Raw genomic sequence first — 25370 nt, forward strand, 5'->3', positions numbered from 1 at the left:
GAAAGGGACGGATAGCCGGTGTCGACGCCGTTCTATGTCTCACCCCAGCAGGCGATGGCCGACCGGGCGGAGTACGCCCGGAAGGGCATCGCCCGTGGTCGCAGCCTGGTTGTGCTGCAGTACACCGACGGCATCGTGTTCGTCGGTGAGAACCCGTCCCGTGCGCTGCACAAGTTCAGCGAGATCTACGACCGGATCGGCTTTGCCGCGGCCGGTAAGTACAACGAGTACGAGAATCTGCGTATCGGCGGTGTGCGGTACGCGGATCTGCGTGGATACACCTATGACCGTGACGATGTGACGGCTCGTGGTCTCGCGAACGTCTATGCGCAGACACTGGGAACGATCTTTTCCAGTGTCGGCGAGAAGCCGTACGAGGTGGAGCTGGTCGTCGCCGAGGTCGGTGAGACCGCGGATGCGGACCAGATCTACCGGCTGCCGCACGACGGGTCGATCGTGGACGAGCACGGCTCGGTCGCGGTCGGCGGCAACGCAGAGCAGATCAGCTCCTTCCTGGACCAGCGTCACCGCGACGGCATGACGCTCGCGGAGGCGCTGCGGCTGGCCGTCCAGGCGCTGTCCCGGGACACCAACGGCACCGAGCGGGAGATCCCCGCGGAGCGGCTCGAGGTGGCCGTCCTGGACCGTACGCGCCCGCAGGCGCGCAAGTTCAAGCGTATTGTCGGCCGGCAGCTGTCCCGCCTGCTCCAGGCCCCGGACGCGGCCTCGGCCCCGACGGATGTCCCTTCGGACACGGAGGAGTGACTCCGTAGTACCCCTCCGCGCCCCCGGCCGCCCAGCGTGCCGGGGGCGCGGGCTTTTGCGCGCCCACCGAGCCCCTCCCGGGGGCACCTCTGGGGGCACCCCCAGCCGCAGCTGGGGGAGGTGGCCGGGGGAGTTCGAGGACGGGCACACCGTCGCCCCGCGGAGGATGGTCCACCGGTGCGGTCAGTGCGCCCGCGGACGGGCCGTGGAGTCGCGGACGACGAGGTGGACCGGGAGTGTGCCGGGCTCGGGGGAGCGGCCCTCCAGGGCGGCGAGGAGCGCTGTCATGCCGCGCTTGCCGACTTCTTCCGCGGGCAGTGCGACGGTCGTGAGCTCGGGTTCCACCGCGGAGGCCAGGGTCAGGTCGTCGAAGCCGGTGACGGAGACGTCGTCCGGCACTCGCAGGCCGAGTCGGCGTGCGGCCTTGCAGGCGCCGGCGGCGAGGATGTCGTCGTCGCAGATCAGTGCGGTCGGTCGGGGTCCTGGGCCGGTGAGGGCGAGCTCCGCGGCCTCGCGGGCGCCGTCGATGCTGAGCCGGGTCGGTACGGTTCGTACCTCGGCGTCGGGGACGCTCCGCAGGGTCGAGGCCAGCGCCTGGGCGCGTACGTCGAAGGTCCATGAGGAGATCGCCGAGGCGAGGTGCGCGAAGCGCCGGTGGCCGAGTTCCAGCAGATGTTCCGTCAGTTGCCGCATGCCGTCGGCCAGGTCGACGTTGACGTGGGCGGCCGCTCCGGTGTCGTCGGGGTCGCTGTCGAGCATGACCAGTGGCAGGTCGGTGCCGCGGATGGCGGAAAGAGCGTCGGTGGCCATCGAGGAGGCGATGATTCCGTCGAGTGCGGCGCGTGCGGAGGGGAAGGGGTCCTTCGCGGGGCCCTCGCCGATGGGGGAGCGGTAGAGGACCACGCCGAAGCCGTGTTCGGCGGCGACGTCGGAGGCACCCTGGTAGACGCGGGCGAAGAACTCGTTCGTCAGGGCCGGTACGACGAGCAGGGCGGTGCGGGTGCGGCCGAGCCGGAGGTTGCGGGCGGCGAGGTTGGGCCGGTAGCCGAGTTCGCGGGCGGCTTCGCGGACGCGTTCGGCGGTGGTTTCGGAGACCCGGCCGCGCCATTTGTCGCCGAGGACGAGCGACACGGCTGCCTGGGAGACCCCGGCCTCCCGTGCCACGTCCCGGCTGGTCGGGCGATGGTCCGTGCTCCTCACCGAGGCCTCCGCGCTCCTGTGCTTCCCGTCACGGGGGTGGACCCGTGTGTTGGGCACATGGTACGTATGACCTGCTTGGTTATACGTAAAACCTCAAGGGAGAACCACATGGCCGCGGGATACGCGGAGATCCTCGGAACGCGGCATGCCGCGCGGCTGCTGATCGGCACCCTGGTGGGGAGGCTGCCCAACGCCACCGCTGCGATCGCGATCGTGCTCTTCATCCGGGCCGAGGGCGGCAGCTACAGCCTGGCCGGTGGTCTCGCCGCCGTGTACGGAGTGGCCAACGCGGTCGGCCAGCCGGTTCTGGGCCGCATGGTGGACCTGTACGGCCAGCCCCGGGTGCAGTTCCCGGCCGCGGTCGTCTCCGCGCTCGGCATGGTCGCGTTCGCCTTCGCCGGCACCGCGTCGCTGCCCGCCGCCTATGCCTTCGTCGGCGTGGCCGGACTTTTCACCCCGCCGCTGGAAGGTGGCCTGCGCGCGCTGTGGCCCAGTGTGCTGAAGAAGGAGGGGCAGGTTCACACGGCCTACGCCATGGACGCGGTGGCGCAGGAGGTGATGTTCACGGTCGGGCCGCTGCTGGTCACGCTGTGCGTGTCACTGTGGTCGGCGCGGGTGGCCCTGCTCGTGATGAGTGTGATCGGGGTGCTCGGTGCTCTCTCGGTGGTGGTCTCGCGTCCGTCCCGTGAGTGGCGTTCCGCGCCGCGCGAGGCGCACTGGCTGGGCGCGCTGCGCTCTCCGGGGCTGCTCGCGCTGCTGGGCGCCTTTCTCTTCATCGGCACGGCCCTGGGTTCGATCACCGTCGCGGCCGCCGGCTACGCCGACGGCAACGGAGGGGACGCCGTGTACGGATGGCTGATGGCCGCCCTGGGTCTGGGCGCGCTCTTCGGCGGCACGGTGTACGGGGCGCGCCGGTGGAGTGGTGCGCCCGAGCGGCGGCTGACGGTTCTGACGGCCCTGCTCGCGGTCGGCTATCTGCCGCTGATGCTGGTCCCGGGCGCGGTAGCGATGACGGCGCTGACGGCTCTCGCGGGCGTCTTCCTGGCTCCGTGCATCGCCTGCGCCTTCATCGTCGTCGACCGGCATGCGCCGCGGGGCACGGTCACCGAGGCGTTCTCCTGGCTGGTGACGACCTTCACGGTCGGCGCCGCGCTGGGGACGGCGGCCGCGGGTCCGGTCCTCGAAGTCGGTGGGATCTCCGCGGGTTTCGCCGTGGCGGGGGCCGGGGGTGGCATGGCGCTGCTGGTGCTGCTGGCCACCCAGCGGGTCCTGGCGGCTGCGGGCCGTACCGAAATCGTCGCCGGACCTGGCGAAATTGATCGAAGTGGTGTGGTCGAACCCGGTTTCAGCTCTGGCCATCAGGCGTAATGTTCCCTCATGGACCGCCGCATTTTCGGGCTGGAGAACGAGTACGGCGTCACGTGCACGTTCAGGGGACAGCGCCGACTGTCTCCTGACGAAGTGGCGCGCTACCTCTTCCGCCGTGTTGTGTCATGGGGCCGCAGCAGCAATGTCTTCCTGCGGAACGGCGCCCGCCTCTACCTCGACGTGGGTTCGCATCCGGAATACGCAACTCCCGAGTGCGACAATGTGACCGAGCTGGTGACCCACGACAAGGCCGGTGAGCGCATTCTCGAAGGTCTGCTCGTCGACGCGGAGCGCCGCCTGCACGAGGAGGGGATCGCGGGCGACGTCTATCTGTTCAAGAACAACACCGACTCGGCGGGAAACTCCTACGGCTGCCACGAGAACTACCTGGTCGCACGGCACGGAGAATTCTCCCGGCTCGCGGACATTCTCATTCCGTTCCTCGTCACCCGTCAGCTGCTGTGCGGCGCGGGCAAGGTGCTGCAGACTCCGCGTGGTGCCGTGTACTGCGTGAGCCAGCGGGCCGAGCACATCTGGGAGGGTGTCAGTTCGGCCACCACCCGCTCCCGTCCGATCATCAACACCCGGGACGAGCCCCACGCGGATGCCGAGCGCTATCGCCGACTGCATGTCATCGTCGGCGACTCCAACATGTCCGAGACGACGATGCTGCTCAAGGTCGGTGCGACCGATCTGGTGCTGCGCATGATCGAGGCGGGCACGGTGATGCGTGACCTGACGCTGGAGAACCCGATCCGGGCGATCCGTGAGGTCAGCCACGACATAACGGGCCAGCGCAAGGTGCGTCTGGCCAGCGGTCGGGAGGCGTCGGCGCTGGAGATCCAGCAGGAGTACTACGACAAGGCCGTGGACTTCTGTGAGCGCCGTGGTATCCGTACGGGCACGGTCGACCAGGTCCTGGAGCTGTGGGGCCGCACTCTGGAGGCCGTTCGCGAGGAGGACCTCGACCGGATCGCGACCGAGATCGACTGGGTCATGAAGTACCAGCTGATCGAGCGGTACCGGGCCAAGCACAACATGACGATGTCTCATCCGAGGGTCGCCCAGATAGACCTCGCGTACCACGACATCCACCGCCGTCGGGGGCTGTACTACCTGCTGGAGAAGAAGGGGCAGGCTGCCCGGATCTGCAACGACATCAAGATCTTCGAGGGTAAGTCGGTGCCGCCGCAGACCACTCGGGCGCGGCTGCGCGGCGACTTCATCCGCCGGGCCCAGGAGCAGCGGCGGGACTTCACCGTCGACTGGGTGCACCTGAAGCTGAACGACCAGGCGCAGCGTACGGTGCTGTGCAAGGACCCGTTCCGTTCGGTGGACGACCGGGTGGAGAAGCTGATCGCCGGGATGTAGTGATGCGGCAGGGCCCCGTGCTTTCTCGTACGGGGCCCTGTGCACGCCTTAGAGTGGCGGCAACCAACCACTGTGCCGTCTGAGATCTGAGGAACACGTGCGCCGACTTGCCGGCCTGCTCGTCGTCCCGTTGCTGCTGCTTTCGACAGCGGCCTGCGGGAACGACGAAGGCTCCCAATCCGCCTCGACGAAGAACGGGGCGCCTGCGATCACTGCGGGTGCCAAGTTCGGAGAGAAGCCGACCCTCGCCAAGGGGGAGGGGAAACCGCCCAAGGACCTGAAGGTCGTGGTCATCAGCGAGGGCAAGGGCCCGACGCTCAAGAAGGGCGACGCGGCCGAGGTGAACTACCTCGGCCAGGAGTACGACGAGAGCAAGCCGTTCGACAACAGCTTCGACCGGGGTGAGCCGTTCAAGCTGACCCTCGGTGCCGGCGGTGTCATCCAGGGCTGGGAGAAGGGCCTCGAGGGCCAGAAGGTCGGCAGCCGTGTCGAGCTGGTCATCCCGCCGGAGCTCGGCTACGGTCCGCAGGGCCAGGGGGACATCAAGGGCAATGCCACTCTGGTGTTCGTCGTCGATGTGCTGAAGGGCACCACCGTCCCGGTGTCGGCCAAGGGCACCGAGGTCCCCCAGACCAACGCGGACCTGCCGAAGGTGGGCACCAACACGGACGGCAAGGAGCCGACCGTCACCGTGCCCAAGGTGGACCCGCCGAAGAAGCTGGTCTCCAACTACGTCATCGAGGGCACCGGCCCGGTGGTCAAGCCGACCGACACCGTGGCCGTGCACTACGCGGGTGTGCTGTGGAAGGACGGCAAGACGTTCGACAGCAGCTACGCCCAGGGCAAGACGCAGAACTTCCCGCTGGAGCAGGTGACCCTCAAGGGGCTCAAGGACGGTCTCATCGGCAAGAAGGTCGGGAGCAGGGTGCTGTTGGTGATCCCGCCGGACCAGGCCTTCGGTGACAAGGCGCAGACGGGTATCCCGGCCAAGTCCACCCTGGTCTTCGCGATGGACATCCTCGCAGTGATGTAAGACTGTCCCGTTCAGCAGTACGTACTTGAGGAGCAAGTCAGTGAGCATCGAGAAGCCCGAGATCGACTTCCCGGGCGGCGAGCCGCCGAAGGACCTGGAGATCAAGGACATCTGGGAGGGCGACGGCCCCGAGGCCAAGGCCGGCGACTTCGTCAAGGTGCACTACGTCGGTGTGGCCTTCTCCACCGGTGAGGAGTTCGACGCCTCCTGGAACCGTGGCGCCCCGCTGCAGTTCCAGCTCGGTGTCGGCCAGGTCATCACGGGCTGGGACCGGGGTGTGCAGGGCATGAAGGTAGGCGGCCGCCGCCAGCTGATCATCCCGCCGCACCTGGCCTACGGCGACCGTGGCGCCGGCAGCGCGATCGCGCCGGGCGAGACCCTGATCTTCGTCTGCGATCTGGTCGCGGTCTGATCACTTCCGGTCATCCGAGGGCCCGTGCTGTCCGGCATGGGCCCTCGGCTTTTGCCGCGACACGTCGGAGCGGTACGGTCGATGGGCGAAGCGGCACGACAGAAGAGGTGTGAAAGGCGTCATGGCCATTGCCAAGGCCGAGCGGCTGATGAACCTCGCGCTGTGTCTGCTCGGGACGCGGCGTCCGCTGAGCAAGCGCGAGCTGCGTGGCTCCATCGAGGCGTACATGGAAGCCGGATCGGACGACTCCTTCAACCGGATGTTCGAGCGGGACAAGGACGATCTGCGCGAACTCGGCCTGGTCATCGAGACGGTGGAGAGTCTCGAGGGCGAGACCGGCTATCTGGCCCGGCGTGACTCCAATCGTCTGCCGCCCATTCAGCTGGACGCCGAGGAGGCCGCGGCCCTGGGCCTGGCCGCCAAGGTGTGGCAGCAGGCCAGGCTCGCCGGTGCCGCCAGCGGCGCCCTGCAGAAGCTCCGTGCCGCCGGCATGCCCGAGGCCGAGGACCCGTACGAGGGGCAGCACAGCGCCCTCGAACCGCGGATTCCCGTGCACGAGGCCGCTTTCGAGCCGCTGATGCTCGCCTGCCGCGACCGCCGCCCGGTCGTCTTCGACTACCGCAAGGCGAACGCGGTGCGCCCCGAGGCCCGCCATGTCGAGCCGTGGACCCTGGAGTGCTGGCGGGGCCACTGGTATCTGGCCGGCTGGGACCGGGACCGCGGCGCCGAGCGTGTCTTCCGGCTCTCCCGGATCACCGGAAAGGTGCGGTCCCGGGCAGGCGCCTTCACCGCGCCAGTTCCCGACGTGGTGACCGTACGCGAGACGGTGGAGACCTGGGCGGGCGAGACCGCGACCAGATCCGCCGTGATCAGGCTGCGGTCCGGCGCCGGCTATCCGCTGCGCGCCCGCGCCACGTCCGTCCGGGAACTGGGCGGCGGCTGGGACGAGTTGGAGATCCCGTACGGGCACGGACTGGACGCCTGGCTCGTCGAGTTCGGCCCCGATGTGGTCGTCATGGCCCCGGCGGACCTGCGGGCCGATGTGGTGGACCGGCTGCGTGCCGTGGCCAAGGACTAGAGGGGACACGGACGACCATGGCCGCGAACGCCATTGACCAGACCCGCCGGATGCTCTCGCTGGTGACGTATCTGCGTGAGCGCCCCGGCGCGCATGTCGCCGATGTCGCCCGCGCCTTCGGCATCACCGAGGACGAGCTGATCTCCGACCTCGATGTCCTGCCGATGTGCGGCACCAGCTTCCGTGGCGGTGATCTGCTCGACATCGACACCGACGGCGACCGCATCTGGTGGCACAACCCCGACGACGTCGCCGAGCCGCTGCGGCTCGCCGCCGACGAGGCCACGGCGCTGCTGGTGGCCGCCCGCGCCGTCGCCACACTGCCCGGGCTGCGCGAGAGCGACCGGCAGGCACTGGTCCGCGCCACCGCGAAGCTGGAGGCGGCGGCCGGCGAGGCGGCCGGGGCCAGCGCCCGGCTGTCGGTCACTTTCGAGTCCGAGGGCGGAGTCTTTGCCGAGGTGGACCGGGCGATCTCCGAGCGCCGCCGGCTCTGGCTGCGCTACTACTCGCCCGCGCGTGACGAGCTCACCGAGCGCGAGGTCGACCCGATCCGGCTCTTCGCGGTGGGGCACACCTATATGGAGGCCTGGTGCCGCACGTCCGAGGCGCGCCGCACCTTCCGGCTCGACCGGGTCGCCGCGATCAGGATCCTCGACAAGCCTGCCGCGCCGCCGGAGATCGAGCTGCGCGATCTGTCGGCCGGCCTGGTGCAGCCCTCCGCCGAGGATCCCGAGGTGGTCGTCGAGGTGGGCCCCGGCGGCCGCTGGGTCGCCGAGTACTACCCGCACGACAGCGCCGAGGAGCTGCCGGACGGTGGCCTGCGGATCGCCCTGCGCACCCCCGACCCGGGCTCGCTGCGACGGCTCGCGCTGCGGCTCGGCAGCGACGGGCGCATCGTCTCCCCGGACGACCTCGCGGAGGCGGCACGGCAGGCGGCCCGCGACGCGCTCGCGGCGTACGGCAGCGAGGACTGAGGGGATGCGCACCATGCCGGTCATGTCCACACCGACGGTTCCGGTTCGCTACAGGGCGGCCTGCCCGGACTGCCGTGCCCGCTTCGAACTCGCCGCGGGTGCGCTGCGGCTGGCGATCGGCGCCAGCCGCCGCACCACGTTCTACTCGTTCACGTGTCCCGAGTGCGGCTCCGCCGTACGCAAGCCGGCCGGTGAGCGGATCGTCGAACTCCTCACCGGCGGCGGTGTGCGGACACTGCGCCTCTGCTCCACCGTCTAGGACCGACTAGTCTCTGCATATGCTCTGGCCGATGATCGCTGTCGTTGTTGGTTTCTGTGGCCTGGCCGTCCTCGGTGTGCTGGCGGTCCGGGTCGCCCTCGAGGTGCGCAGGCTCGGCCGCCAGGTGGCGGAGAGCTCGGAGCGGATCACCCGGGCCGCGCAGGACCTGGAGCAGGTGGCCGGGAATCTGGCTCGTGCCGGGGAGAGCCTGCGCTAGTACTGGGACCGGAAAGGTTCACCGGCTCGCGCCTCCCCCAGCTAACGCTGGGGGAGGCAGTCGGGGGAGCCTCGGGCTTTCCGGTAAACCTTTCCGGCCACAGCGCCAGGCGTACTCGGTCCCGTCCGGCCGGTCGTGCCGGGCTCGGTGTTCCGAAAAGCGACAGCGGTACGCTGCTGAATGCGGTCCGCGCGTGAGCGCCGGGCCGCAACGTCAGGTATGCACAGGGATTGCCCAGCGTTCACAACCGCGGGTTACGATCGCTGGCAGTACGGCGGCCGGACCGATGTCCGGCCGGAAAAGGGCAGTCCCGCCCCTGTCGCCTCGGTAAGAAGGTAAACGGATATGTTCGGAAGGCTCGGCCCCACCGAGATCATCCTCATCCTCGTCGTCATCATCCTGCTGTTCGGCGCGAAGAAGCTTCCGGACATGGCCCGTTCGCTCGGCAAGTCCGCCCGCATCCTCAAGAGCGAGGCCAAGGCGATGAAGGCCGAGGGCCAGGAGCCCGCCGCGGCCGCCCCGCCGCAGCCCGGTGCCACGCAGGATGTCCCGCGCACCATCCAGGCGGCGCCCGGTGACGTCACCAGCGCGCGCCCCGTGGCCGAGCCCACGGACACCACCAAGCGCTGACCCAGGCAACCGCGGGCCCGGCGTTTCGAGGTGTCCCGCCGTACGAGATGAGGACGTGGGTTGCTGAAGTCTGCCCGCAAGAAGGAGAAGGACCCCGACGGGCGGATGCCCCTTGCGGATCATCTGCGTGAGCTGCGCAACCGGCTGGCCAAGGCGCTTTTCGCGATCCTGGTCTGCGCTGTGCTCGCGGCCTTCTTCTACAAGGGCATCGTCGAGGTCATCACCAAGCCGGTGAAGCAGTCGGTGGGCTGCGACAGAGCCTTCAGCGAGCTGGCCTCGGCCAGTGACGGAACGTGTGGCCGGATCACCATGTCCGGCCTCATGGGCCCGTTCACCTTGATGATCAAGGTGTCGCTGATGGCGGGTGTCGTGATGGCCTGTCCCGTCTGGCTGTACCAGCTGTGGGCGTTCATCGCGCCGGGCCTGCACCGGCACGAGAAGAGGTACTCGCTCGCCTTCGTGGCGGCGGGCTTCCCGCTCTTCGTGGCGGGCGGCTGGTTCTCGTACCACGTGCTGCCCGCGGCCGCCGAGGTGCTGCTGGACTTCACACCGGATGGTGTGGAGAACTTCCTGCCGCTCGACGAGCTCCTCGACCTGGTCACCCGCATGGTGATCGTCTTCGGGCTCTCCTTCGAGTTGCCGTTGCTGCTGGTCCTGCTGAACCTGGGCGGCGTGCTCGCCGGACGCCGGATGCTCGGCTGGTGGCGCGGCATGATCATGGGTGTCACCGTCTTCTCGGCCTTCGCCACCCCGACCGTCGACCCGGTGTCGATGCTGTCGCTGGCCGCGCCGATCGTGCTGCTGTACTTCATCGCCGTCGGCTTCGCGCTCCTCAACGACCGTCGGCGGGCCGCCCGCGAGGCCGCGGGACCGGCCGACGACGAGGCGTCGGATCTGGACCTCACACCCGAGGACGTCGGTGAGACCGAACCCGTCTCCGCGGGCCGTACGGTGCCCGAGCAGGCGAGCGGGGACGGGACCCCGGCGCACCGGACGAACGGTTACGACGACGTCACCTGATGACGGAGCGGCCGGGGCGCGCACACCACGCGCCCCGGCCGCTTCCGCTTCCTGATAAAGATCGCGAGACTGTCACACGGGCCGGGTACGCTCGAAGCAAGATGACCGAGGACCTTTCACCCGCCGAAGCGTACGCAGCCGCCCGGATCCGCGCCGCCGAGCAGGCCACAGCGCTCGCACCCTTCCGTGAGCTGTACGACTTCGAGCTGGACCCGTTCCAGATAGAGGCATGCCGGGCCCTGGAGGCAGGCAAGGGCGTGCTCGTCGCGGCCCCGACGGGCTCCGGCAAGACGATCGTCGGCGAGTTCGCCGTACATCTGGCGCTCACCCAGCACCGCAAGTGCTTCTACACCACGCCCATCAAGGCGCTGTCCAACCAGAAGTACACCGATCTGGTGCGGCGCTACGGCCCGGACAAGGTCGGCCTGCTCACCGGCGACAACAGCATCAACTCCGAGGCGCCGGTGGTCGTGATGACCACAGAGGTGCTCCGCAACATGCTGTACGCGGGCTCCCAGACGCTCAGCGGGCTCGCCTATGTGGTGATGGACGAGGTGCACTACCTCTCCGACCGCTTCCGCGGCGCCGTCTGGGAAGAAGTGATCATCCATCTTCCCGAGTCGGTGACCCTGGTGTCGCTGTCCGCGACGGTCTCCAACGCCGAGGAGTTCGGCGACTGGCTGGACACCGTCCGCGGCGACACCGAAGTGATCGTCTCCGAGGAGCGTCCGGTTCCGCTGTGGCAGCACGTCCTGGCCGGGCGGCGGATGTACGACCTCTTCGAGGAGTCCACCGACCACGGTGGCCGGGGCGGGGCCAGGCGCGAGGTCAACCCCGACCTGCTGCGCATGGCGCGGATGGAGAACAGCCGTACCTACGATCCGCGCGAGCGGCGGCGCGGCAAGATGGTGCGCGAGGCGGACCGGGAGCGCGAGCGCCGCCAGCGCAGCCGGATCTGGACGCCGGGCCGGCCCGAGGTCATCGAGCGCCTCGACTCCGAGGGGCTGCTGCCCGCCATCACCTTCATCTTCAGCCGGGCCGGCTGCGAGGCCGCCGTGCAGCAGTGCATGTACGCCGGGCTGCGGCTCAATGACGAGGAGGCGCGCCAGGAGGTCCGCCGTATCGTCGAGGAGCGCACCGCCTCCATTCCCGGCGAGGACCTGCATGTCCTCGGTTATTACGAATGGCTGGAGGGTCTGGAGCGGGGCATCGCCGCGCACCACGCGGGCATGCTGCCGACCTTCAAGGAGGTCGTCGAGGAACTGTTCGTCCGCGGCCTGGTCAAGGCGGTGTTCGCCACCGAGACCCTGGCGCTGGGCATCAACATGCCCGCCCGCTCGGTGGTGCTCGAGAAGCTCGTCAAGTGGAACGGCGAACAGCACGCCGATGTCACCCCCGGCGAGTACACCCAGTTGACCGGCCGCGCGGGACGCCGCGGTATCGACGTCGAGGGCCACGCCGTGGTGCTGTGGCAGCGCGGCATGGACCCGGGCGCGCTCGCCGGTCTCGCCGGTACGCGCACGTATCCGCTGCGCTCGAGCTTCAAGCCGTCGTACAACATGGCGGTGAACCTGGTCGAGCAGTTCGGCCGGCACCGTTCGCGCGAGCTGCTGGAGACCTCCTTCGCGCAGTTCCAGGCCGACAAATCGGTCGTCGGGATCTCGCGCCAGGTGCAGCGCAACGAAGAGGGCCTGGCGGGGTACCGCGAGGGCATGAGCTGTCACCTGGGCGACTTCGAGGAGTACGCGCGGCTGCGCCGCGAACTCAAGGACCGCGAGACCGAGCTGGCCAGGCAGGGCGTGACGCAGCGCAGGGCCGCCGCCATGAGCTCGCTGGAGAAGCTCAAGCCCGGTGACGTCATCCATGTGCCGACCGGCAAGTTCGCCGGTCTCGCCCTGGTCCTCGACCCGGGTGTGCCCGGGCGTTCCAACGGCCACCGCGGCTATGAGCACCAGGACGGGCCGCGCCCGCTGGTGCTGACCGCCGAACGGCAGGTCAAGCGGCTCGCCACGATGGACTTCCCGGTGCCGGTGGAGCCGCTGGAGCGGATGCGGATCCCCAAGTCCTTCAACCCCCGCTCGCCCCAGTCCCGCCGTGACCTCGCCTCCGCGCTGCGCACCAAGGCCGGGCACATCGTGCCCGAGCGGCGCCGCAAGCAGCGCTCCGAGGCGGCCGACGACCGTGAGATCAGCCGGCTGCGCGCCGAACTGCGCGCGCACCCCTGCCACGGCTGCGACGAGCGCGAGGACCACGCCCGCTGGGCCGAGCGTTACCACCGGCTGCGGCGTGACACCCGTCAGCTGGAGCGGCGCATCGAGGGGCGTACGAACACGATCGCCCGTACCTTCGACCGGATCGTCGCGCTTCTCACCGGGCTCGACTACCTCCGCGACGACGAGGTCACCGTGCACGGCAGGCGGCTCGCCCGGCTCTACGGCGAGCTGGACCTGCTGGCCAGCGAATGCCTGCGCGCCCGCGTCTGGGAGGACCTCGACCCGGCCGAGCTCGCCGCGTGCGTCTCGGCGCTGGTGTACGAAGCGCGGCAGGCGGACGACGCCCTGCCGCCGAAACTGCCGTCCGGCAGGGCCAAGGCCGCACTGGGCGAGATGGTCCGTATCTGGGGCCACCTCGACGCCCTGGAGGACGAACACAAGATCAACCAGGCCGAGGGCGTCGGCCAGCGGGAGCCGGACCTCGGTTTCGCCTGGGCGGCGCACTCCTGGGCCTCGGGCAAGGGCCTCGACGAGGTGCTGCGCGAGGCGGAGATGCCGGCCGGTGACTTCGTCCGCTGGTGCAAGCAGGTCATCGACGTCCTGAGCCAGATCGCCCAGGCCGCGCCGGTCGAGGGCAGCACGGTCCCGCGGACCGCCCGCAAGGCGGTCGACGCGCTCCTGCGTGGAGTGGTGGCCTACAGCTCGGTCGGCTGACCTTCCTGCCGCTGCGGCCCGGCCGGTTGTCCGGCCGGGCCGTCGGCGTGTTCAGAGCAGTATTCCCTGTCCAGGAATGCTTGCTTTGGGTTGGATCACCGGGGAACTCGCCGTACATCCCGAAGTGGTACTCGGTCACCGACCGACCACCATCACCAAGGCGGCGCAGCACTGACCGCGGATGGTCTGGCCGATTATTGTGGCGGGTTTGCGTCATGGAAGGAATACGCCTCTATCAATTAGTTTCCTCGGTCCGCCCCCTGGTCTACATATCTGTCATGTACGTGATGAAGATCGCGGCCAATCCGAAGGCTTTGACAAGCGTAGGAAGCGTGGCCACGCCCGTGACATCGAGCGTGCTCGGACCAGTGCGGGCTGCACCGCCCGGAGGTGTTCAATGTACCCAAAACTCCAATACCTTGTTGACTCATTGGCGACCACGCTGTCACGCCCCGCGACCGTCGAGGACCGCAGACAGCGGCTGGTGGTCTACAGCCGGCACAGTGATCTGCCCGATGCGGTTCGCCATACTTCGATTCTGCAGCGCTGCGTATCCGCCGAGGTGCTGGCATGGCTGCGACAGTTCGAGCTGGCCAAGGCGCGACAGGCGGTCCGCATTCCCCACAACGTCTCGCTCGGCATGCTGCCGCGGGTATGCATACCGATCCGGCACCACGACCTTCTCCTGGGGTATCTGTGGCTCATCGATGCCGACGAGTCGATGAGCTCGGAGCAGATCGCGCTGGCCGAAACCGCCACCCAGGACTTCGCTCTTGCGCTGTATCGCGAGGTGCTGGCCGGCGAACTCGCGCACAACCGGGAGACGGAGGCGATCACGAACCTGCTGCTTTGCGGCAGCGATGTCCAGTCCTATGCGGCTCGCACCCTCATCGAGGGCAGGCACTTCGACCCCTCCCTCGGTGTCGTCGTGCTGGTGGCCCGGCCGGTGCTCACCCCCGATGCCGAGCCGGATGCCCAGGTGCGGCTCGCTCTCGAACATGCACTCGTCAATACCCGCCACCGGCTGCCCGCACGACACGCCGTCCACCTTGTCTCTCACAGCGACGGGTTGCTTCTCTTCGGCATGGAGGGGGAGGTCGACGAGCTGACGGTGGACCTCTATGCGTCCCACCTCGACCACGCCCTGCAGACTGCGATGTCCGGACTCGAGCAGGTGTCGTCATCCGTGATCGGCATCGGACAGCCACGGTCGGAGTTGGCGCAGGCGCGGGACTCCTATCTCGAGGCCGACCAAGCCGCTCGTATCGCTGCTTCCATGCCCGACGTCAGCCGGATTGCCCGATGGTCCCAGCTCGGCATCTACCGGGTACTCGCGCAGCTGTTCAGTCAAGACCTCGGCGAGCTTGTGCTTCATCCCGGGCTCGAGCGGCTTTTCACCGATCCGGAGGCGCTGCCTCTGCTTCAGACGCTGGAGACCTATCTCGATCTCTCCGGGAATGTACTCGCGACCTCCGAACGCCTGAAGCTGCATCGCACATCGTTGTACTACCGCATCCAGCGTTTTGAGCACTTGGCAGGCGCCAACCTCAAAGACGGCAACGAACGTCTCTGCCTGCACCTCGGACTGAAACTCGCGCGGTTCACCGGCCGCTACCGGCCTGTCTGCTGAACCCCCAGTCCGGCGACGCCCCGCTGCCCCGCGCTGCAGACGGGCGGCGGAGAAGGGCGACGGCCCCGCCATCGGATCGGTGGCGGGGCCGCGACCTGTCCGTGGGGGCCGGGCCCGGGCCCGGCCCCCACGAAGCGTCACATCAGGTGCAGGTGTGGTCGGGTTTGAGAGAGAAGTCGGCCATGGTCGCCATGCCCTGCTTGACCTTGACCGATCGGGTCTGCGTCGCCCAGCCGTCCTTGGCCGCGATCACCGTGAGCGGGTTGTTGCTGACGTCGAGCCAGAGCACGTACTTACCGTTCTCGTCGGTCTTCAGGGTGTAGCTCGCCGTCTTCGAAGTGATCTGCACAGTTACTCCCCTCAGTAGCGCGGGCGTGCCGGTGCAGTCGACTCCGGTGACCGTCCCGGTGATCTTTCCCCAGGTCTTCGGCGGGTTCACCGTGAGGGCTACCGGCACCGACGGGATTGCCCCGTACGGGGTCTCCGCCCCGATCGTGAGCTCCGCAGTGAACGTGCCCGGCTGGGTGATCTCGGCGACGTTCGCATTGAAACTCACGTTGACGTCAACGCTCTCGCCCGGCTGGATCGTCACCCCGGCCTTGTCCACCGAGAGCCAGGGGACTGGCTTCACTTCCTGCAGCGGAGCACCCTGCTGCGCCGCAGCGGGCTGGTAGCCGCCCGGCTGCTCACCGATCTGGGCGGTCACCGGGGCGGTTCCGGTGTTCTTCAAGGTCATGGTGGAGCTGGCCTGGCCCTGCCAGTCGACGGTCTTGCTGAGCTGGGCCGAGCTGACCGCGAGCCGGGGTGCGGGCAGGGCGAACGTGCCGTCCGTTGCCTGGTTCGGGGCCACGTTGACGGTGATGTCCTCTGGGCTGTAGGAGTTCTGGGCCGTGGCGGAGAAGGTGTGCTTCCCGGTGAGGGAGGAGAACATCCAGTAGAAGCCGTCGCCCAGGTTCGGGTCGTTCGGCGTCGCCATCGAGGTCGTCTTCTCCGCGGGCTTGTCGGCCGAGGTCACCGTGGCGCCGTTGATGGTGGCTCCGGTGTTCTTGTCGGTTACCCGGCCGAGGACCAGGCCGCCCGGTACCGGGTCGCATGTACCGGCGGAGAGGTGGACGTACCCGGCCGCGCTGCAGGTCGCCTCGTCGACCGACGTGTTGACGTCATGCGTCACATCCGCCGAACCCACCTGCACAGCCTGAGAGTTACGCTCATAACCCGGATACACCGGGTCGACCTGCAGGGTGTAGGTGTCGGAAACGGGCACACTCAGCGTGTACTTCCCCGTCTTGGGGTCGGTGTAGGCGACCGCCGTCGGCTCGTCCTTGACCCGCACGGTCGCATACAGCGGCCAGCCCTGACCGGAACCGTCATGGACCGTGCCCGTGACATTCACACGCGGCTTCACGGTCAACGCGAAGTTCTCGGTCATCGTCTGACCGTCGCCGATCACGACACCCGAAACGGTCTTGCCGGCGTACCCGAACTTGCTCGCGCTGATGTCGTAGGTTCCCGGCGGCGCGGTCAGGGTGTAGTGCCCCTGCTTGTCCGTCTTGGCCGTGACGTCACCCACGGTGACCTTGGCCTCCGCCAGCGGAGCAGTGCCGTCCGTGACGGTACCCGTGACGATGCCGCGCGGCCCGGAACGGAACGCCTCGACGTTCAACAGCCGGTTGGGGGAACCGGTGCCCGGGGTGGTCACCACTCCGTTGGTGGCTGAGGAGATCAGCGCCTCTGCGACCTGCGATGGGGTGGCGGTGGGGTTGTCCGCCAGGTAGAGAGCGGCTGCTCCGGCCACGTGCGGGGACGCCATCGAGGTGCCGTTGATGGTGTTGGTGGCGGTGTCGCCGGTGTTCCACGCCGACGTGATGGCTGACCCGGGCGCGAAGATGTCCACCGTGCTGCCGTAGTTGGAGAAGCTGGAGCGGGCGTCGCCGCTGGTGGTGGAGCCGACGGTGAGGGCCTCGGTCACGCGGGCCGGGGACGAGCCGGCGGCATCGATGTTGTCGTTGCCCGCCGCCAAGGCGTAGGTGACCCCGGAGGCTATGGAGTTGCGGACAGCGGTGTCCAGCGCCGTGCTGATACCGCCGCCGAGGCTCATGTTGGCCACCGCGGGTTTGACGGCGTTGGCGGTCACCCAGTCCACGCCCGCGATGATGCCGGAGGTGGGTCCGGTGCCGGTGTTGTCGAGCACGCGTACCGCGACGATCTTGGCCGCCTTGGCCACACCGTACGACGAGCCCGCGACCGTGCCGGCGACATGCGTGCCGTGGCCGTGGCCGTCCTCGGCCTTGTCGTCGCCCTCCAATGCGCTGAACCCGTAGCTGGCGCGGCCGCCGAAGTCCTGGTGGCTGATGCGCACACCGGTGTCGATGATGTAGGCCGTGACTCCGCCGCCCGCCGTACCCGCGTAGGTGTAGCTGCTGTCGAGCGGCAGGGCCGGCTGGTCGATCCGGTCCAGCCCCCAGGAGGGCGGTTTGGGCTGAGTGCCGGTCGGGTCGGTGCCGGTCACCTTGACGACCTGGTCCTGCACGACGGACTCCACGGCCGGGTCGGCGGCGAACCGCTTGGCCTGCTTCTCCGTCAGCTCGACGGCGTAGCCGTTGAGCGCCGTGTGGTAGGTCCTCTTGACCTTGGCACCGTACTTGGCGGCCAGCGCCTTGCCCTTGAGCGAGTCGGCGTCGGCTCCCTTGCCGAGGACCACGATGTACCGATCCTTGATGGCACCGGGCGCGCCCACGTTCTCGATCGTGCCTTCGGCCTGGCTTGCCGCCGTCGCGGGCAGCGCCGGACCGACGCCAAGCGTCAGGGCCGCAACGGTAACCGCGGCCGCGCCCTTGAGAGTGCGCCGGGTACGTGCAATCAGTGGCATCAAAGCTCCTCTGCGGCGACGGCGAGCACCACGTTCAGCGCGCAGAGGCGCCCGACCGTCGTGATCAACGCAAGCGGACGCGACCTATAGAGGGATGGTCGCATGGAGGGGGGATAAGACATGTACAGATCTCTCTCCTACAGGGATGCAAACCCAGATCGTGAATTCTTGAATCAGGCAGATCTCGGTTCATTTCTTCAGCTGCGAATCGTTCCGCGGCGCAGCGTGCCGTAGTACGGACCGGCGTCCATGACCACAAGGGAGCTCGAGACCCTGCTCGGCCTCTTCCGGCCGGATGACGTCGACCGCGATTATGTCGGGCTTCCCGTCGCCGCCAAAGTCCACGGCAGATTCCAGCACGTGCTCACGAATCGTGGCCCTCGCCACTCCTGATGCGATGACGAAACGCGAGAATATGTTCATTACCGTGCTTCCAGAAGCTGGATCAACCGGACGGGGTCGGCACTTTCCAGCCCCGAGGTGGTGCTCGTGGACACGAGGGGTTCGACAGGACACGGTGCATGAGACTTTGTTCGCCCCTTCTGCCGGATGACAGGTTTACGCGGACCTTATGGCCGGCGGCACAGCTCCGTCATCGGTCGGAAGTCGGGACAATCCCATCGCCGGCCCGACGAATGTCGAATCATGCAGACGCCCGGCGGCTCGACATCCCCCTGAACACGCAAAAACACCTGGCCGGGACGACTGCCCCGGCCAGGTGTGCCCAGCGACCCATGGCCCCGGCCAACTCGGCATGGCGCCTACCGCCCAGCCGTACACCTGGTCGACGTCCGGCTGGGCGGCAAAAAGGGACCGGCTGCCGTGCTCATCCCCGCCCACTGCAGACCGGGGACGGCCGAGAAGGGTCGCGGCCCCGGCATCGGATCGGTGGCGGAGACCGCGACCTGCCCGTGCGAGCCGGGGCCGGGCCCGGCTCGCACGGAGCGTCAGATCAGCTGCAGGTCTGATTGAGGGGGAAGTCGGCCGTGGTCGCCTTACCCGGCTTGATCTCGACCGATCGTGACTGCGGCGCCCAGCCGTCCTTGGACGCGGCCACCGTGAGCGGGTTGCCCTTGACGTCGAGCCAGTACGCGTACTTACCGTTCCGGTCGGTCTTCAGGGTGTAGCTCGCCGTCTTCGAGGTGATCTGCACGGTCGCTCCGGGCAGTGGCGCCGACGTGCCGGTGCAGCCGACCCCGGTAACCGTCCCGGTGATCTTTCCCCAGGTCTTGGGCGGGTTCACCGTGAGCGTCACCGGCACCGAGGGGATCGTCCCGTACGGGGTCTTCGCGCCGATCGTGAGCTGCGCGGTGAACGTGCCCGGCTGGGTGATCTCGGCGACGTTCGCGTTGAAACTCGCGTTGACGTCAACGCTCTCGCCCGGCTGGATCGTCACCTGGGTCTTGTCCAGTGAGAGCCAGGGGACATCGCCCGTGGCGGTGCACTGGTCCTGGCCGGGCAACAGCTCCACTTGCGTAGAACCGTAGTTTCTTCCGGCGGTACCACCGATCTTGTAGAAGCCGCAGGCGGAGCCGCTGCGGTAGAGAGTGTTGTTGGAGTTGGGCAGCGCGGCCCAGACATCGGCTTCCGGGTCGTAGGCGAAGCCCTGGTTGGTGAGCACGCTGGAGTGGTCGGTCACGCCACCGGACACGAGGAGCTTGCCGGCTGACGTCGAGGAGGCCATCCCCCACAGCTCGATCGGCAGGTCAGCGACGCGAGTCCACTTGGCGGATGCCGGGTCGTAGCTGTAGGCGTGCGTGCTGCCGATGCCATTCCACCCGCCCGCGCAGTACAGCTTGTCCTCGATGGCACCGCAGCCGAGCCAGGCGGTCCGCTCCGGATACGCCGGGCCCGAACTCCAGGAGTTCGCCGCAGGATCGTAGACCTGCACATCCGTCTTGGCGCAGTCGTTGCCCAGGCAGCCACCGACGATGTAGATCTTGCCACCCAGCACGGCCACGCCGGCGCCGGAGTACGGTTTCGGGTTGTCGGCGCCCGTGGACCAGGTGCCGCTCGCCGGATCGTAGATCTCGGTCTTGGCCACTGCAGGCATGCCCACCCCCCAGCCGCCGAAGACGTAGAGCTTGCCACCGTAGGCGGCTGCCTGCGCTCCCGCCCTGGCGACGCTCAGGTTCGGCCGAGCACTCCACGCCTGGGCGCCCGGGTCGTAGGCGTAGACCTTGTTGACGTAGGTCGTGCTGTCGAATCCGCCGACCGAGTAGACCTTGCCGCCGATGGTCGCCACAGCGTTGTCCATGATCTCTGGGTAGTCGGCCATCGTCGTCCACGGCGCCGCGTACGGCGTCGCCGACGGCTTGGCGGTCGCTGTCTGCGTGGTCTTGCCGGGCTGGAACGGCAGGGGGCTGTAGTCTCCCTTCACCTCCTGCAGCGGAGCGCCTTGCTGCGCCGCGGCGGGCTGCGCGGCGGGCTGGTAGACGCCCGGCCACTCGCCGATCTTGGCGGTCAGCGGAGCGGTTCCGGTGTTCTTCAGGGTCAGGGCGGAGCCGGCCTGGCCCTGCCAGTCGACGGTCGTGCTGAGCTGGGCCGGGCTGACCGCGAGCCGGGGGGCGGGCAGGGCGAACGTGCCGTCCGTTGCCTGGTCCGGGGCCACGTTGACCGTGATGTCCTGTGGGCTGTAGTAGCGCCCCACCGCGGCGGAGAACTTGTGTTCCCCGGTGAGGGAGGAGAACATCCAGTAGAAGCCGTCGCCCAGGTTCGGGTTGTTCGGCGTCGCCGCCGACGTCGTCTTCTCGGTGGGCTTGTCGGCCGAGGTCACCGTGGCGCCGTTGATTCCGGCCCCGGTGTTCTTGTCGGTCACCCGGCCGACGACCAGGCCGCCCGGCAGCGGGTCACAGGTGCGGCTGCCGAGCAGGACGTCGTCGACCTGCCACCACAGGCCCCAGTCGGCGGTGAAGTGGAACCGCACCTGGACTTTGGCCTTGCCGGTGGCCTGGGACAGGTCCACGACCTCGGTCCGCGGTCCCCAGGCTCTGTCGTTGGTGTGGTGCCAGAGGGTCTTCCACGTCTGGCCGCCGTCGACGCTGAGATCGACGTCTCCGGTCTGGGACCCGATGCCGTTGTAGTCGGAGTGGAAGGTCAGGACCGGTTGGGCTTGCTGGCTGAAGTCCATGACCGGGCTGATCAGCGAGCTGTCCTGTGAACTGGTGCGGCCGTAGTAGTCGCTGTCGAGGACGGCGAAGTTGCCGGACCCGCCGGTCCTGTTGCCGATCTTGCGGGGCTCCTTGAACACCCAGGTCTGGCCGTTGCCGACCTTGTCGTCGACGGTCCAGCCCGCCGGCTTGGTGTCGCCGTCGAAGGACTCGGTGGTGCCGTGGTACTGGAAGCCGTACCCGGCGGCAGTGCAGGTCGCCTGGTCGACCGACGCGTTGACGTCATGCGTCACATCCGCCGAACCCACCTGCACAGCCCGAGAATCCCGCTTGTAACCCGGATACACCGGGTCGACCTGCAACGTGTAGGTGCCGGAGACGGGCACACTCAGCGTGTACTTCCCCGTCTTGGGGTCGGTGTAGGCAACCGCCGTCGGCTCGCCCTCGACCCGCACCGTCGCATACAGCGGCCAGCCGTGACCGGAACCGTCATGGACCGTGCCGGTGATGTTGACGCGCGACTTCGCGGTCAGCGCGAAGTTCTCGGTCACCGTCTGACCGTCAGCGATGGCGACACCCGAAACGGTCTTGGTGCCGTACCCGAATTTGCTCGCGCTGATGTCGTAGGTTCCCGGTGGCACGGTCAGGGTGTAGTGCCCCTGCTTGTCCGTCATCGCCGTGACGTCACCCACGGTGACCTTGGCCTCCGCCAGCGGAGCAGTGCCGTCGGTCACCGTGCCCGCGACAGTGCCGCGCGGCCCGGCGGGCGCGGAGCGGAACGCCGCGAGCCCGCTCGGGGTGCCGAGCCCGGTCGGCCCGTCATACCCCGGCTCTCCGGTGCACAGGTACCCAGGCGTGCAACTTCCGTTGCTCCCAGACGTCACATCATTCAGCGCGGAGGGCTGGGCGGAATACGGGTAGGAGTTGGGCGCCGAACCCGCCTCCGGCGTCCCGGCCAGCGCGTAGACCGCAGCGATGATCGGGGCGGACGCGCTGGTGCCGCCGAAGACCTGCCAGCCGCCGTGGTAGACCGCGACACCGGTGCTCGGGTCGGCGACCGCGGACACATCCGCGATCGTACGGCGCGCGCAGCCGGTGTCCTTCTGGAAAGACGGCTTGGGCACGTACCTCGAGCAGCCACTGCCCGCACCACTCCACACCGCCTCGGTCCAACCACGGGCGGTAGATGTGTCCTTGAACAGCGAGGTGCCCCCGACCGCCGTCACATGCTGCGACGCAGCCGGGTACGCGACGCGGTGACCGCTGTCACCGGTGGCGAAGGTGATCGCGACACCGGGGTGGTTGAAGTAGGCCTCGTTCTGGAGCTCGGTGGACAACTCGGTACTGCCCCAGCTGTTGGAGATGAACTTGGCGCCCTGGGCGACCGCCTGGTTCACGGCCACGCCGAGGTTCTTCATTTGGGCGTCGTCGGCCTCGACCAGCAGGATCTTGCAGCTCGGGCATGCCGCGCTGACCATGTCGATGTCCAGTGCGATCTCCGAGGCCCACGTGGCGTTCGCCGGCGGATAGTTGGTGGAGCCGCGCTGGTCGATCTTCTTGAAGCAGCCGTTGGACGTGGTGCACGGCGGCAGTCCGTACTGCTGACGGTAGACCGCCAGGTCCGCCTCGGCGTTCGGGTTGTCGTGCGCAGCCACGACGGCGACGGTCGCAGTGGATCCGGCAGAGGGCAGGTTGTACGCGCTCTGCAGGTCAGCCGGACCGAAACCGGCCGGAGCGGCATCAGCCTGGAGACCCTTCGCCGCGACGACATCGGTGCGGACCACGGCGAAGCACGACATCTCACCGGATTTTGACGGCTTGTCGCACACCTGTTTGGAGGGGTGCCGGCCAGGCGAGGTCGGGCCGGCGGCCTTCGCGGTCGGGACAGGATTCTTGGCGGAGGTAGCGGAGGTAGCGGAGGTAGCGGAGGTAGCGGAGGTGGAGGCGGTGGAGGCCGCGGCCGGTACAGCGATCACCGTGAGTGCGGCGACGGCGAGCGCCACGATCAGCGTGCAGACACGTCCGACCAGTGTGGTCAACGCGACCGGACGCGACCTGCGGCGGAATGGTCGCGCGGATGGGGGATGAGACACGTAAAGCTCTCCTAAGCGGTGCATGAAAACCCGAATCGTGAATTCTTGAATCAGGCAGATCTCGGCTCATCCGTACTCCTTCAGCTGCGACTCGTTTCCGCGGCCCAGCGTGCTTTAGTACTGACTGGCGCCGTGATCACGAGCTGCTTTTCGGCCGGATGATTTCAGCCGCGATCGTGTCGGTTTTTTCGTCGCCGCCACAGTTCAAGGGAGATTCCAGCACGTGCTCACGAATCGTGGCCCTCGCCACCCCTCATGCGATAACGAAACGCGAGAATATTTTCATTACCGTGCTGCCGAAAGCTGGATCAACCGGACGGTGTCGGCACTTTCCAGCCCCAAGGTGGAGCTCGGGGACACAAGAGGTTCGACAGGACACGGTGCACGAGACTTTGTTCGCCCCTTCTACCGGATGACAGGTTTACGCGGACCTTATGGGCGGCGGCACAGCTCCGTCATCGGTCGAAAGTCGGGACAATCCCAGCGCCGGCCCGACGAATGTCGAATCATGCAGACGCCCGGCAGCTCGACATCCCCCTGAACATGCAAAAACACCTGGCCGGGACGACTGCCCCGGCCAGGTGTGCCCAGCGACCTATGGCCCCGGCCAACTCGGCATGGCGCCTACCACGTGGCAGGGCTTCGGCGTAATCGCTCATTGAGCATGTGGCGAACGCCTCTTGCCTGCTGACCCGGGCCGCTCACCGCTGGTAGGCATGCCGAGCCCATTTCAGAAGAGCTACTTGCCCCGAGCTGAAGGACGGGCAATGGGCTCACGGCGGTGTGAGGGCACGACGGCCCAGGCACGTGGCCGGGGCAGTCAGTGGCAGGCTGGCTGCAGGAACTTGTCCGCGGTGAGGAAGACGTGACTTGTACCGGGGTGCGCCCATGCCGGGCGACCACCCGCGCACACCCGAACGCCCTCGCCAGCGCCGTGCGCTGACCGGCACTCGGGTACAGGCGGAAGCTGTACCGAAGCTCGCACAGCGTCAGCTCGAGTCGGCCGGGGCGGTCCGCCTGTCCGTGGACGGGCACCGGGACTCGTCCCGGCACCGCGCAGCGAAGCGGGAACCCACCCGACACCGCAGCCTTCAACGGTGCGGTAGGCGGGAATCGCCCTCGTTCACGGGGGCGAGGATGTCAAGGCGTCGACTACCCCGAGCGGCAGTACGTCGCGCTGGAGGCCCGGTGATTGCCGCGATCCCGGAGGAGCTGATCGAGCTGATTGCCGACGGCCGCTCCGCCGTACTCGACCACGGACTGTTGACCCGCAAGAAACGCGAGGAACGGAAGAACCTTGTCCGCGAGGCCGGAGGGCAACCCCGGCTCCTGTACTTCCCCGTGCCTCGCGACGAACTGCTGCTACGCCTTGGAGAGCAACCGGCGTCAGGACGCCAACGCCTTGGTGGTCGCAGAATCAGCGCTGGACGACTTTTATGCCCGATTCGAGCCTCCCCACGATGAAGGCGAGGAGATCATCGAGCCGGACTCAACCTGACCCGCCCCCCGATGGCGACGGACCGCCGACGTCGCTCGTCACCGGAGCCCGGCATGCAGCCTGGGATCGGTTAGCGTGTCCGCATGGTCAGCATGGAGTGGGACGGCCTCACCGACCGCGAGCGCTTCGGCGAGTGGTACCGGCAGGAGCGGGACCGGTTCTCGGACACCGCCCGGGACGCCGACTGGAACGGCCTGTTCGAGGAGTTGGGGAGGCATCCGGGGTGGGTCAATCTCCCCCGGCCCGGGAACCGCAGCGGCTTCGCCCCGCTGCATCAGGCGGCCTGGCACGGCGCGGACTTCGCCGTCGTCTCCCGGCTGATCGCACACGGCGCCTGGCGCACACAGCGCACCCGGGACGGGCGGCGCGCCGTGGACGTCGCACGGGAGCAGGGGCACACGCATCTGCTGGAGCTTCTGGAGCCGGTCGTGGCGCGGCAGCTCCCCTCCCCTCCGGATGCGCTGGAGCACCACTTCCATTCGCTGCTGCGGGAGAGGACCGGCCGCTGCTTCGAGGAGATCGAGCACCTGCTGCCACCGCTGTCTCCACTGACGGAGGGACCAGCCGTGGAGATCGTCTTCCGGGTGGTCGGCATGATGGGCGGCTTCACCTACTGCCTTGAGAAGGAAGTCCTGCATGTGCACGGCCACTCGCGGATGGACGCCGACTACGGGGACCACTACCGCGTGACTCCCGAGGGCTGGTCCAGGATCGAACGCACGCGCGTGCCGCCGCCTCCGCCGCCCGCCCCGCAGGACCCCGCGTCCTGACCGGCGGACTGGCCCCGGACACGGACCGGATGCGACTCGGAGTACCGCCTGGGACGCTCGGCTCGCCGCCGGGCGCCCGTCCAGCATGCCCTGGCCTCGGGTGGAGCCGCCGCTTCCGCGTCGGCGTCGCTGTGCCGGCCGTCCTT

Annotated in this window: 18 protein-coding genes and 2 pseudogenes; 16 read left to right on the top strand and 4 right to left on the bottom strand. The window is 68.4% G+C overall.

Features of this window, described 5'->3' with window-relative positions:
• Positions 1 to 18: 18 nt before the first annotated feature.
• On the top strand, positions 19 to 765 hold the full coding sequence (gene prcA, locus ABD858_RS28145) for a proteasome subunit alpha (RefSeq protein WP_345042645.1): 747 nt from the start codon (positions 19 to 21) through the stop codon (positions 763 to 765).
• A 183-nt stretch (positions 766 to 948) separates the two neighbouring features.
• Here the strand turns inward: prcA and ABD858_RS28150 are convergent, their stop codons facing one another.
• Entirely contained in the window at positions 949 to 1965 is a 1017-nt protein-coding gene (locus tag ABD858_RS28150; RefSeq protein WP_345042647.1) for a LacI family DNA-binding transcriptional regulator, read from the bottom strand.
• Positions 1966 to 2073: 108 nt separating this feature from the next.
• Here ABD858_RS28150 and ABD858_RS28155 point away from each other — a divergent pair, with 108 nt between their 5' ends.
• The 12 genes from ABD858_RS28155 to ABD858_RS28210 all read left to right on the top strand — a co-directional run bounded on the left by ABD858_RS28155 (position 2074) and on the right by ABD858_RS28210 (position 14884).
• The gene (locus ABD858_RS28155) at positions 2074 to 3333 is read left to right on the top strand and encodes an MFS transporter (RefSeq protein WP_345042650.1); all 1260 of its coding nucleotides are present in this window, start codon (positions 2074 to 2076) and stop codon (positions 3331 to 3333) included.
• 9 nt (positions 3334 to 3342) lie between these two features.
• Positions 3343 to 4704 carry a Pup--protein ligase gene (gene pafA, locus ABD858_RS28160; RefSeq protein WP_345042652.1) on the top strand — a complete coding sequence of 454 codons (1362 nt, stop codon included), beginning with the start codon at positions 3343 to 3345 and terminating at the stop codon, positions 4702 to 4704.
• A 97-nt stretch (positions 4705 to 4801) separates the two neighbouring features.
• Positions 4802 to 5737, top strand: a complete 936-nt coding sequence (locus tag ABD858_RS28165) for an FKBP-type peptidyl-prolyl cis-trans isomerase (protein WP_345042655.1) — start codon at positions 4802 to 4804, stop codon at positions 5735 to 5737.
• 40 nt (positions 5738 to 5777) lie between these two features.
• Positions 5778 to 6149, top strand: a complete 372-nt coding sequence (locus ABD858_RS28170) for an FKBP-type peptidyl-prolyl cis-trans isomerase (protein WP_345042657.1) — start codon at positions 5778 to 5780, stop codon at positions 6147 to 6149.
• A 121-nt stretch (positions 6150 to 6270) separates the two neighbouring features.
• Positions 6271 to 7227 (top strand): helix-turn-helix transcriptional regulator, encoded by a 957-nt coding sequence (locus ABD858_RS28175; protein ID WP_345042659.1) that lies wholly within the window; start codon positions 6271 to 6273, stop codon positions 7225 to 7227.
• 17 nt (positions 7228 to 7244) lie between these two features.
• Positions 7245 to 8201: a helix-turn-helix transcriptional regulator gene (locus ABD858_RS28180; RefSeq protein WP_345042661.1), complete on the top strand. Its 957-nt coding sequence runs from the start codon at positions 7245 to 7247 to the stop codon at positions 8199 to 8201.
• Positions 8202 to 8205: 4 nt separating this feature from the next.
• Complete coding sequence (locus tag ABD858_RS28185) at positions 8206 to 8460, top strand: hypothetical protein (RefSeq protein WP_345042664.1); 255 nt, start codon at positions 8206 to 8208, stop codon at positions 8458 to 8460.
• A gap of 19 nt (positions 8461 to 8479) precedes the next feature.
• On the top strand, positions 8480 to 8677 hold the full coding sequence (locus ABD858_RS28190; RefSeq protein WP_345042666.1) for a hypothetical protein: 198 nt from the start codon (positions 8480 to 8482) through the stop codon (positions 8675 to 8677).
• A 345-nt stretch (positions 8678 to 9022) separates the two neighbouring features.
• Complete coding sequence (tatA, locus tag ABD858_RS28195; protein ID WP_345042669.1) at positions 9023 to 9307, top strand: Sec-independent protein translocase subunit TatA; 285 nt, start codon at positions 9023 to 9025, stop codon at positions 9305 to 9307.
• Between the two features lie 60 nt (positions 9308 to 9367).
• Positions 9368 to 10327: a twin-arginine translocase subunit TatC gene (tatC, locus tag ABD858_RS28200; protein WP_345042671.1), complete on the top strand. Its 960-nt coding sequence runs from the start codon at positions 9368 to 9370 to the stop codon at positions 10325 to 10327.
• A gap of 101 nt (positions 10328 to 10428) precedes the next feature.
• Positions 10429 to 13254, top strand: coding sequence for a DEAD/DEAH box helicase (locus ABD858_RS28205; RefSeq protein WP_345042674.1), 2826 nt, complete (start codon positions 10429 to 10431; stop codon positions 13252 to 13254).
• Positions 13255 to 13684: 430 nt separating this feature from the next.
• Entirely contained in the window at positions 13685 to 14884 is a 1200-nt protein-coding gene (locus ABD858_RS28210; protein ID WP_345042676.1) for a PucR family transcriptional regulator, read from the top strand.
• A gap of 1342 nt (positions 14885 to 16226) precedes the next feature.
• Here ABD858_RS28210 and ABD858_RS28220 read toward each other — a convergent pair.
• Positions 16227 to 17753: pseudogene (locus ABD858_RS28220) on the bottom strand (S8 family serine peptidase); the annotation flags it as partial.
• A gap of 249 nt (positions 17754 to 18002) precedes the next feature.
• On the opposite strand from ABD858_RS28220, the gene ABD858_RS28225 reads away from it, so the two are divergent.
• Positions 18003 to 18146, top strand: a complete 144-nt coding sequence (locus tag ABD858_RS28225; protein WP_345042678.1) for a hypothetical protein — start codon at positions 18003 to 18005, stop codon at positions 18144 to 18146.
• Between the two features lie 559 nt (positions 18147 to 18705).
• Here the strand turns inward: ABD858_RS28225 and ABD858_RS28230 are convergent.
• Together ABD858_RS28230 and ABD858_RS36910 are read right to left on the bottom strand one after the other, a co-directional pair.
• Complete coding sequence (locus ABD858_RS28230; protein ID WP_345042681.1) at positions 18706 to 22902, bottom strand: carboxypeptidase regulatory-like domain-containing protein; 4197 nt, start codon at positions 22900 to 22902, stop codon at positions 18706 to 18708.
• Positions 22903 to 23853: 951 nt separating this feature from the next.
• Positions 23854 to 23943, bottom strand: a pseudogene (locus tag ABD858_RS36910) (helix-turn-helix domain-containing protein); the annotation flags it as partial.
• Between the two features lie 36 nt (positions 23944 to 23979).
• Between ABD858_RS36910 and ABD858_RS36915 the strand changes: the two are divergent.
• Entirely contained in the window at positions 23980 to 24420 is a 441-nt protein-coding gene (locus ABD858_RS36915; protein ID WP_425586264.1) for a P-loop nucleotide/nucleoside kinase family protein, read from the top strand.
• Positions 24421 to 24537: 117 nt separating this feature from the next.
• Positions 24538 to 25224 (top strand): ankyrin repeat domain-containing protein, encoded by a 687-nt coding sequence (locus ABD858_RS28240; protein WP_345042683.1) that lies wholly within the window; start codon positions 24538 to 24540, stop codon positions 25222 to 25224.
• The last annotated feature ends 146 nt before the right edge of the window (positions 25225 to 25370 follow it).

Origin of the sequence: Streptomyces sannanensis, assembly GCF_039536205.1 — a bacterium.
Taxonomy (GTDB): Bacteria; Actinomycetota; Actinomycetes; order Streptomycetales; family Streptomycetaceae; genus Streptomyces; species Streptomyces sannanensis.